This is a genomic window from Pseudomonas citronellolis (genome assembly GCF_900112375.1).
GTDB classification, from domain to species: domain Bacteria; phylum Pseudomonadota; class Gammaproteobacteria; order Pseudomonadales; family Pseudomonadaceae; genus Pseudomonas; species Pseudomonas citronellolis.
In genome coordinates, this window is record NZ_FOLS01000046.1 from 37,502 (window position 1) to 47,860 (window position 10,359).

6 protein-coding genes are annotated in these 10,359 nt (G+C 70.5%); all 6 read left to right on the forward strand.

The genetic code is table 11. The features are described 5' to 3' along the window. The first annotated feature begins 151 nt into the window (after positions 1-151). On the forward strand, positions 152-1,363 hold the full coding sequence (locus BM060_RS29705; RefSeq protein ID WP_009618741.1) for a nitrate/nitrite transporter: 1,212 nt from the start codon (positions 152-154) through the stop codon (positions 1,361-1,363). 347 nt (positions 1,364-1,710) lie between these two features. Continuing rightward, on the forward strand, positions 1,711-3,381 hold the full coding sequence (locus tag BM060_RS29710) for a bifunctional protein-serine/threonine kinase/phosphatase (protein ID WP_074985792.1): 1,671 nt from the start codon (positions 1,711-1,713) through the stop codon (positions 3,379-3,381). Positions 3,382-3,633: 252 nt separating this feature from the next. Continuing rightward, complete coding sequence (nirB, locus tag BM060_RS29715) at positions 3,634-6,084, forward strand: nitrite reductase large subunit NirB (protein ID WP_074985794.1); 2,451 nt, start codon at positions 3,634-3,636, stop codon at positions 6,082-6,084. Between the two features lie 19 nt (positions 6,085-6,103). Further along, positions 6,104-6,430, forward strand: a complete 327-nt coding sequence (gene nirD / locus BM060_RS29720; protein ID WP_074985796.1) for a nitrite reductase small subunit NirD — start codon at positions 6,104-6,106, stop codon at positions 6,428-6,430. A gap of 25 nt (positions 6,431-6,455) precedes the next feature. Continuing rightward, complete coding sequence (locus BM060_RS29725; protein ID WP_074985799.1) at positions 6,456-9,164, forward strand: nitrate reductase; 2,709 nt, start codon at positions 6,456-6,458, stop codon at positions 9,162-9,164. Positions 9,165-9,175: 11 nt separating this feature from the next. Further along, the gene (cobA, locus tag BM060_RS29730; RefSeq protein WP_074985802.1) at positions 9,176-9,910 is read left to right on the forward strand and encodes a uroporphyrinogen-III C-methyltransferase; all 735 of its coding nucleotides are present in this window, start codon (positions 9,176-9,178) and stop codon (positions 9,908-9,910) included. The last annotated feature ends 449 nt before the right edge of the window (positions 9,911-10,359 follow it).

The window sequence follows — 10,359 nt, forward strand, 5'->3', positions numbered from 1 at the left end:
CACCTGCCCCCCCCCCCCCGGGGTAGTGCGCGGAGCGGCGCCTTTTTCGTTTCACCCCGGCGCAGGGGTGTGCGGGACCTGAACGAGACGCGCGACCGCCGCTGACGGCGGCGCCACGACCCCCTCTACCGTTGCTGACGAGGTACCCTCCATGAACACCAGCTTCTGGAAAGCCGGCCACGCGCCGACGCTGTTCGCCGCCTTCCTCTACTTCGACCTGAGCTTCATGGTCTGGTACCTGCTCGGCCCGCTGGCCGTGCAGATCGCCGCCGACCTGCAGCTGACCACCCAGCAGCGCGCCCTGATGGTCGCAACGCCGATCCTCTCCGGCGCGCTGCTGCGCTTCGTCATGGGCCTGCTGGCCGACCGCTGGTCGCCCAAGCGCGCCGGCCTGTTCGGCCAGGTGATCGTCATCGCCAGCCTCGCCGGCGCCTGGAGCCTGGGCATCCACAACCTGGAGCAGGCGCTGCTGTTCGGCGTGCTGCTGGGCATGGCCGGCGCCTCCTTCGCCGTGGCCCTGCCGCTGGCCTCGCAGTGGTACCCGCCGCAGCACCAGGGCAAGGCCATGGGCATCGCCGGCGCGGGTAATTCCGGCACCGTGTTCGCCGCCCTGTTCGCCCCGGTGCTGGCGGCGGCCTTCGGCTGGCAGAACGTCTTCGGCTTCGCCCTGATCCCGCTGCTGCTGACCCTGGTGGTGTTCGCCCTGCTCGCCCGCAACGCCCCCGAGCGGCCGGCGCCGAAATCCCTGGGCGACTACCTCAAGGCCCTGGGCGACCGCGACAGCTGGTGGTTCATGTTCTTCTACAGCGTGACCTTCGGCGGCTTCCTCGGCCTGGCCGCCACCCTGCCCGGCTACTTCCACGACCAGTACGGCCTGGACCCGGTCACCGCCGGCTACTACACCGCCGCCTGCGTCTTCGCCGGCAGCCTGATGCGCCCGCTGGGCGGCGCCCTGGCCGACCGCATCGGCGGCATCCGCAGCCTGCTGGCGATGTACACGGTGGCCTCGGTGTGCATCGCGGCGGTCGGCTTCCACCTGCCCAACGCGGTGGCCGCCCTCGGCCTGTTCGTGGCCGCCATGCTCAGCCTGGGCGCCGGCAACGGCGCGGTGTTCCAGCTGGTGCCGCAGCGCTTCCGCCAGAGCATCGGGGTGATGACCGGGCTGATCGGCATGGCCGGCGGCATCGGCGGCTTCTGCCTGACCGCGGGCCTGGGCGCCATCAAGCAGGCCAGCGGCGACTACCAGCTGGGCCTGTGGCTGTTCGCCGCCCTCGGCGTGCTGGCCTGGTTCGGCCTGCATGGCGTGAAGCGGCGGTGGCGTACTACCTGGGGCAGTGCTGCGGTGACTGCGGCGCGGGTTTGAAGGCTCCCTGGGGTGTAGGTGCTGGGTCCAAGAGCGCCCTCTCCCCAACCCTCTCCCTGAAGGGAGAGGGGGCTGTCCTGAGCGAGTGGGGAGTTTGGAGTCATCCTGATACTCCTCATCCGCGAACGCGGGAACATAGGGCGAATAACCGTTCGCGGTTATCCGCCGTTGAAAAGGCGGATCGGGAATGACGAGGTGAAAGGATGAAGACGGTCCCCCAGCCCCCTCCGAACGGCCCCCTCTCCCTCTGGGAGAGGGCTGGGGTGAGGGCGCGGAGTCAACCTGATTCACCGCAGCCCAACCCCCTTCGCGAGCAAGCTCGCTCCTACGAAGAGCACACAGCCCCCATGACCTTGCAACTGACCATCGCCCAAGCCAGCGCCACCGGCCCGCGCACGGAGAACCAGGATGCCCTGCGGGTAGTCACCCCGCCCGCCGACCTGGCCGCCAGCAAGGGCCACCTGTTCGCCCTGGCCGACGGCGTCAGCCAGTGCGCCGATGGCGGCCTGGCCGCGCGCCTGACCGTGCAGGCGCTGGCCAGCGACTACTACGCCACCCCGGAAACCTGGGCCATCGCCCAGGCCCTGGACCGCCTACTGCTGTCGCAGAACCGCTGGCTGCAGGCCAACGGCGGCGGCCAGCCGCTGCTCACCACCCTCACCGCGCTGGTCCTGCGCGGCCGGCGCTTCACCCTCGCCCACGTCGGCGACTGCCGCCTGTACCGCTGGCGCGACGGCGAGCTGGAGTGCCTGACCCTGGACCACGTCTGGGAACAGCCGGGCATGCAGCACGTGCTCAAGCGCGCCCTGGGCCTGGACCAGCACCTGGTGGTGGACTACCGCGACGGCGAACTGCAGGACGGCGAGAGCTTCCTGCTGGCCAGCGACGGCGTCTGGGCCACCCTGGGCGACGCCGGCATCCGCCGTATCCTCGCCGACGCCCGCGAACCGCGGGGCGCCGCCGAGGCCCTGGTCAAGGCCGCGCACCTGGCCGGCAGCCAGGACAACGCCAGCGCCCTGCTGGTGCGCATCGACGCCCTGCCCGCCAGCGGCCTGGGCGACACCCTGGCGCAACTGGAACACTGGCCGCTGCCGCCGGAACTGCGCCAAGGCCAGATGTTCGAGGGCTGGCAGGTCGAGGGCCGCCTGGCGCAGTCGCGGCAATCGCTGATCTACCGCGTGCGCGACGCCCAGCAACGCCCCTGGCTGCTGAAGACGCTGCCGCCGGCGCTGCACGACGAGCCGCGGGCCAGCCAGGCCCTGCTGCTGGAGGAATGGTTCCTGCGCCGCGTGCAGGGCCGCCACTTCCCCGAGCTGCACGGCCTGCCGCAACGCCAGCACCTGTACTACGTGATGCGCGAATACCCCGGGCAGACCCTGGCCGAACGCCTGCGCCAAGGCCCCCTGCCGCTGGCCCAATGGCAGTCCCTGGCGCCGCGCCTGTTGCATGCCCTCGGCCAGCTGCACCGGCGCAACATCCTGCACCGCGACGTCAAGCCGGAGAACCTGCACCTGGGCGAGGACGGCGAGCTGCGCCTGCTGGACTTCGGCCTGGCCTACTGCCCGGGCCTGTCCGGCGACGAAGCCCACCAGTTGCCCGGCACCCCCTCCTATCTGGCCCCGGAAAGCTTCCAGGGCGCCGCCCCGGAGCCGCACCAGGACCTCTACGCCGCCGGCGTCACCCTCTACCGCCTGCTCTGCGAACGCTACCCCTACGGCGAAATCGAAGCCTTCCAGCACCCGCGCTTCGGCAGCCCGACGCCGGCCAGCCGCTACCGCCCCGACCTGCCGGCCTGGCTCGACGCCTGGCTGCTGCGCGCCGTGGCCGCCGACCCGGCGCAGCGCTTCGAGACCGCCGAGCAAGCCCTGCTGGCGCTGGAACAGGGCGAACGCCAGGCCGGCCTGGCCAGCCGCCCGCGGCCGCTGCTGGAACGCGAGCCGCTGCGCTTCTGGCGCGGCCTGGCGCTGGCCTCGCTGCTGCTCAACCTGGCGTTGCTGGCCTGGCTGCTGCGCCACTGAGCACGCACCAGTTCGAACCCGCCCGCCTCATCACGGTGCAGGAAAACCCCGGCAGCACCGCGAAACCCCGCTGAATCCGCGCGCCGACGACCTGGCACGGCACCTGCAAGAGCACTGGCAACAATCTACAAAAGCGCGTCCCTCAACGAAGAGGCTCGCACTTCCCGATCGATCGGGACTTGGACAAAGGCGTCCTCGCCGGGCAACCGGCGGGACGCCTTTTTTGTTTTCCGTGATTCCTGGAGCCCTCCCATGAAGAAGCTCAAGCTCGTCCTGATCGGCAACGGCATGGCCGGCATCCGCACCCTCGAGGAACTGCTGAAGATCGCCCCGGACCTCTACGAGATCACCGTGTTCGGCGCCGAGCCCCACCCCAACTACAACCGCATCCTGCTCTCGCCGGTGCTGGCCGGGGAGCAGACCTTCGAGGACATCGTCCTCAACGACCTCAACTGGTACGCCGACAACGGCATCCGCCTGCTGCTCGACCGCAAGGTGGTGAAGATCGACCGCCGCCAGCGCAAGGTCTACGCCGCCGACGGCAGCGAGGCCGAGTACGACCGCCTGGTCATCGCCACCGGCTCCAACCCCTTCATCCTGCCGGTACCGGGCAACCGCCTGGAGGGCGTGATCGGCTACCGCGACATCGCCGACACCCAGGCCATGATCGACACCGCGAAGCGCCACAGCCACGCGGTGGTGATAGGCGGCGGCCTGCTCGGCCTGGAGGCGGCCAACGGCCTCAAGCAGCGCGGCATGGACGTCACCGTGGTGCACCTCGCCGACTGGCTGCTGGAGCGCCAGCTCGACCGCACCGCCGGCAAGCTGCTGCAATCGGCCCTGGAGGCGCGCGGCATCCGCTTCCGCCTGAACACCGTCACCGACGAGCTGATGGACAACGGCGACGGCCGCGTCTGCGCCGTGCAGTTCAGGGACGGCGACGTGGTGGCCGCCGACCTGGTGGTGATGGCCGCCGGCATCCGCCCCAACACCGAGCTGGCGGAAAAGTCCGGCATCCCCTGCAACCGCGGCATCCTGGTCAACGACACCCTGCAGACCTACGACCCGCGCATCTACGCCATCGGCGAGTGCGCCAGCCACCGCGGCATCGCCTACGGCCTGGTGGCGCCGCTGTTCGAGCAGGCCAAGGTCTGCGCCAACCACCTGGCCCAGTTCGGCTTCGCCAGCTACAAGGGCTCGGTGGTCTCGACCAAGCTCAAGGTCACCGGCATCGACCTGTTCTCCGCCGGCGACTTCATGGGCGGCGAAGGCACCGAGACCATCACCCTCTCCGACCCCATCGGCGGCGTCTACAAGAAGCTGGTGATCAAGGACGACGTGCTGGTCGGCGCCTGCCTGTACGGCGACACCGCCGACGGCGGCTGGTACTTCCGGCAGATCCGCGAGAACCACAACGTGGCGCAGATCCGCGACCACCTGATGTTCGGCGAAAGCAGCCTGGGCGACGCCGGCCACCAGGGCCAGAGCAGCGCCGCGAGCATGCCCGACAGCGCCGAGGTGTGCGGCTGCAACGGCGTGTGCAAGGGCACCATCGTCAAGGCCATCCAGGAAAACGGCCTGTTCAGCGTCGACGAGGTGAAGAGGCACACCAAGGCGGCCAGCAGCTGCGGCTCCTGCGCCGGCCTGGTGGAGCAGATCCTGATCAGCACCGTGGGCGGCGCGGCGGACGTCAAGCCGAAGAGCGAGAAGGCCATCTGCGGCTGCAGCGAACTCAACCACGGCCAGGTGCGCAAGGCCATCCGCGAGCACCACCTGACCTCCATGGCCGAGGCCATGCGCTTCATGGACTGGAGCACGCCCAACGGCTGCGCCACCTGCCGCCCGGCGCTGAACTACTACCTGATCTCCACCTGGCCGGGCGAGGCGAAGGACGACGCGCAGTCGCGCCTGATCAACGAACGCGCCCACGCCAACATCCAGAAGGACGGCACCTACTCGGTGGTGCCGCGCATGTGGGGCGGCGTGACCAACCCGGCCGAACTGCGGCGCATCGCCGACGTCGCCGACAAGTACAACGTGCCCATGGTCAAGGTCACCGGCGGCCAGCGCATCGACCTGCTGGGAGTGAAGAAGGAAGACCTGCCGGCGATCTGGAAGGACCTCGACATGCCCTCCGGGCACGCCTACGGCAAGTCCATCCGCACCGTGAAGACCTGCGTGGGCAGCGAGTTCTGCCGCTTCGGCACGCAGAACTCGACGCAGCTGGGCATCGACCTGGAGCACGACCTGTTCAACATGTGGTCGCCGCACAAGGTCAAGCTCGCCGTCTCCGGCTGCCCGCGCAACTGCGCCGAGGCCGGCATCAAGGACATCGGCATCATCGGCGTGGACTCCGGCTGGGAGCTGTACATCGGCGGCAACGGCGGCATCAAGACCGAGGTGGCGGAGTTCTTCGTCAAGCTCAAGACCTCGGACGAAGTGCGCGAGTACAGCGGCGCCTTCCTCCAGCTGTACCGCGAGGAAGCCTTCTACCTGGAGCGCACCGTGCACTACCTGCAGCGCGTGGGCATGGAGCACATCAGGAAGGCCGTGCTGGAGGACGCGGAGAACCGCAAGGCGCTCAACGCGCGCCTGCAGTACGCCCTGTCGCTGGAGCAGGACCCGTGGCAACAGCGCATCGAGCAGCCGCGGCTGAAGAAGGAATTCGAACGCATCCCGCTCGCACAACTGGAAAGCGCCTGACCGGCCTGGGGAGAACACCATGAACTGGCAAGACATCTGCGCCCTGGAAGACATCCAGCCGCTGGGCTCGCGCGTGATCGCCGCGCCGCGCGGCGACATCGCCCTGTTCCGCAGCGCCGACGACGAAGTCTTCGCCCTCGACGACCGCTGCCCGCACAAGGGCGGGCCGCTGTCCCAGGGCCTGATCTTCGGCAAGCGCGTGGCCTGCCCGCTGCACAACTGGCAGATCGAGCTGGACAGCGGCAACGCCGTGGCCCCGGACGTCGGCTGCGCCCACCGCCACCCGGTGAAGGTGGAGAACGGCCGCGTGCTGCTGGCCCTGAAAGACCTGGCCGCCTGCGCCTGACGCGGCCGCGACACGGGAGAGCCCCATGAGCCAACGCCAAGTCACCGCCAGCACCTGCTGCTATTGCGGCGTGGGTTGCGGCGTCCTGATCGAGCACGACGGCGAGCGCATCCTCGGCGTGCGCGGCGACCCGGACCACCCGGCCAACCTCGGCCGCCTGTGCAGCAAGGGCTCCAGCCTGCACCTCACTGGCGACCTGGCCGCCCGCGCGCTGCATCCCGAGCTGCGCCTGGGCAAGCAGCTGGCGCGCAGCCGGGTGGACTGGGACAGCGCCCTGGAGCACGCCGCCGGGGTGTTCGCCGAGACGATCCGCGAGCACGGCCCGGACAGCGTGGCCTTCTACGTCTCCGGGCAGCTGCTGACCGAGGACTACTACGCCTTCAACAAGCTGGCCCGCGCTCTGGTCGGCAGCAACAACATCGACAGCAACTCGCGGCTGTGCATGTCCTCGGCGGTGGTCGGCTACAAGCGCAGCCTCGGCGCCGACGCCCCGCCCTGCTGCTACGAGGACCTGGAGCAGAGCGACTGCGTGCTGGTCGCCGGCAGCAACATGGCCTACGCCCACCCGGTGCTGTTCCGCCGCCTGGAGGCGGCCAAGGCGGCGCGGCCGCAGATGAAGGTGATCGTCATCGACCCGCGGCGCACCGACACCTGCGAGTTGGCCGACCTGCACCTGGCCATCCAGCCCGGCACCGACGTGGCGCTGTTCCACGGCATCCTCCACCTGCTGCTCTGGGAAGGCTGGGCGGACCGCGCCTACATCGAGGCGCACACCCAGGGCTTCGACGAACTGAAGAACCTGGTGCGCGACTACGGCCCGCTGGCGGTGGCGGGCATCTGCGGCATCGCCGTGGAAGACCTGCAGCGCTGCGCCGAGTGGATCGGCCGCGCACCGAGCTTCCTCTCGCTGTGGTGCATGGGCCTGAACCAGTCCAGCGCCGGCAGCGCCAAGAACAGCGCGCTGATCAACCTGCACCTGGCCACCGGGCAGATCGGCCGCCCCGGCGCCGGGCCCTTCTCCCTCACCGGCCAGCCCAACGCCATGGGCGGCCGCGAAACCGGCAGCCTGGCCAACCTGCTGCCCGGCCACCGCGACGCCGGCGATGCCGCGCACCGCGCCGAAGTCGCGCGGTACTGGGGCGTCGAAGCGCTGCCGGAGCAGCCCGGGCTGACCGCCATCGAGCTGTTCGATGCAGTGCGCGACGGGCGCATCAAGGCGCTGTGGATCGCCTGCACCAATCCCGCGCAATCCCTGCCGGACCAGGCGCAGGTCCGCGAGGCGCTCGCCGCCTGCCCCTTCGTGGTGGTGCAGGAAGCCTTCGCCACCAGCGAGACCTGCCGCTACGCCGACCTGCTGCTGCCGGCCGCCAGCTGGGGCGAGAAGGAAGGCACGGTGACCAACTCCGAGCGCCGCGTCAGCCACGTGCGCCGTGCCGTGCCGGCCCCCGGCGAGGCCCGCGCCGACTGGTCCATCGCCTGCGACTTCGCCCGCCGCCTGGAACGCCGCCTGCGCCCCGGCCGACCGAGCCTGTTCGACTTCGCCGGCCCCCAGGCGCTGTTCGACGAATACCGCCCGCTCACCCAGGGCCGCGACCTGGACATGGGCGGCATCAGCTACGCCCTGCTGGATGCGCGCGGCCCGCAGCAATGGCCGCTGCCCGAGGGCGCCAGCCAGGGCCTGAAGCGTCTCTACGCCGACGGCAACTTCGCCACCGCCAACGGCCGCGCCCGCTTCATCGCCGAGGCCTACCGCGCGCCGAAGGAACGCCGCGAGGCGCGCTTCCCGCTGACCCTCAACACCGGCCGGCTGCGTGACCAGTGGCACGGCATGACGCGCACCGGCACCGCCGCCAGCGCCTTCGGCCACGTCGAGGAAGCCTGCCTGGGCCTGCACCCGGCGGAACTGCGCCGGCGGCGCCTGGAGGACGGCCAGCTGGTGCGCCTGAGCAGCCGCCGCGGCAGCCTGGTGCTGCCGGTGCAGGCCGACGACGGCCTGCTGCCCGGCCAGGCCTTCCTGCCCATGCACTGGGGCGAACGCTTCCTCAAGGGCCTGGGGGTGAACGCCCTGACCCTGCCGGCCGTCGACCCTCTGTCGCGGCAACCGGAACTCAAGCACGCCAGCGTGGAAGTCGCCGCCGTGGCGCTGCCCTGGCAGTTCTACGCGCTGGTCGAGGGCGACCTGCAACAACGTTTCGAGGCGCTGCGCCCGCTGTTCGACGGCCTGGACTACGCCAGCTTCACCCTGGCCGGCCGCGAGCGCCCTGCCCTGCAGGTGCGCGCCGCCGCCGGCGCGGCGCCGGACGCCGCCTGGCTGCAGCAGGTCGATGCGCTGCTCGATCTGCTCGAAGGCCCGGTGCTGGCCTACGACGACCCACGCCGCGTCCAGGGCAAGCGGGTGCGCCTGGAAGACGGCCGCATCGCCGGCCTGCGCCTGGCCGGCAGCGGCATCGCCAGCGACTGGCTCAAGGCGCTGTGGCTGTCCGGCGAAAGCGACGCCGACCTGCGCCGCAAACTGCTCGCCCCGCCCGGCGCGCAGGTCGCCGCGGCCAGCGACAAGACCCTGTGCAACTGCAGGAACGTGCGCCTGAGCCAGGTGCGCGAAGGCATCGCCCAGGGCCTGGACCTGGACGGCCTGAAGCGCGAACTGGGCTGCGGCACTCAATGCGGTTCCTGCGTTCCCGAAATACGGCGGTTGCTGGCCAGCGAAGCCGGCGCCCTCGCCGCCAACGCCTGAGGAGAGAGAAGATGAGTGGAAAAGTCTGGCTGGTCGGCGCCGGTCCCGGCGACCCGGAGCTGCTGACGCTGAAGGCCGTGCGCGCCCTGTCCGGCGCCCAGGTGGTGCTGCTCGACGACCTGGTCAACCCGCAACTGCTGGAACATTGCCCGGCGGCGCGGGTGGTGCGCGTGGGCAAGCGCGGCGGCTGCCGCTCCACGCCCCAGGACTTCATCCAGCGCCTGATGCTGCGCTACGCCCGCCAGGGCTTCAGCGTGGTGCGCCTGAAAGGCGGCGATCCGTGCATCTTCGGCCGTGGCGGCGAAGAAGCGGCCTGGCTGGAGGCCCGCGGCATCGCCTGCGAGCTGGTCAACGGCATCACCGCCGGGCTGGCCGCCGCCACTTCCTGCGGCATACCCCTGACCCTGCGCGGCATCAGCCGCGGCGTAAGCCTGGTCACCGCGCACACCCAGGACGACAGCGAACCGAACTGGCCGGCGCTGGCCCAGGCCGGCACCACCCTGGTGGTCTACATGGGCGTGGCGCGCCTGGCGGAAGTCCGCGACGGCCTGCTGGCGGGCGGGATGCGCCGGAGCATGCCGGTGGCGATGATCGAGAACGCCTCGCTGCCGCAGCAACGCGAGTGTCGCAGCAGCCTGGGCGCGATGCTCGACGACGCCAGCGCCTTCGGCCTGCGCAGCCCGGCCATCCTGGTGATCGGCGAAGTGGCCGCCGAGGCCGCGCTGGAGCTGGCGCGCAGCGCCTGAACGACTGTTCCGAGACGTGGGGCGGATAACCGTTCGCGGTTATCCGCCGTTGGCCGTGCTACCGGGACGTTCGGCGTGGCCGGGGAATCCAATCGCGGACAGAGTCCGCTCCTACGCCCGTGCTTCCCTGAACCGTAGGAGCGGACTCTGTCCGCGATTCGGCGGATAACGCCGTAGGTGTTATGCGCCCTACGGATTTCCGACGGGGTTGCGGCAGAGGTTGGGGCTCTGCAAAGAGCGCCCTCTCCCCAGCCCTCTCCCGCAAGCGGGAGAGGGGGCTGTCCTGAGCGAGGAGAGAATCCTGAGTCATCCTGAAAACGCCTAACCCCACCCCGTCATTCCCGCGAACGCGGGACGCGGCTCCATCGCGAACAGCGCTTGCGCTGGCCCGAAGGGGAATAACCCAGTGACTGCGGGGTTCGCGAGCAAGCTCGCTCCTACGAAGAGCA

Excerpts from the sequence above, each read along its gene's own strand:
- BM060_RS29705 (WP_009618741.1), top strand. The coding sequence starts at position 152 with ATGAACACCAGCTTCTGGAAAGCCGGCCACGCGCCGACGCTGTTCGCC.
- BM060_RS29725 (WP_074985799.1), top strand. The coding sequence starts at position 6,456 with ATGAGCCAACGCCAAGTCACCGCCAGCACCTGCTGCTATTGCGGCGTG.
- cobA (WP_074985802.1), top strand. The coding sequence starts at position 9,176 with ATGAGTGGAAAAGTCTGGCTGGTCGGCGCCGGTCCCGGCGACCCGGAG.
- nirD (WP_074985796.1), top strand. The coding sequence starts at position 6,104 with ATGAACTGGCAAGACATCTGCGCCCTGGAAGACATCCAGCCGCTGGGC.
- nirB (WP_074985794.1), top strand. The coding sequence starts at position 3,634 with ATGAAGAAGCTCAAGCTCGTCCTGATCGGCAACGGCATGGCCGGCATC.
- BM060_RS29710 (WP_074985792.1), top strand. The coding sequence starts at position 1,711 with ATGACCTTGCAACTGACCATCGCCCAAGCCAGCGCCACCGGCCCGCGC.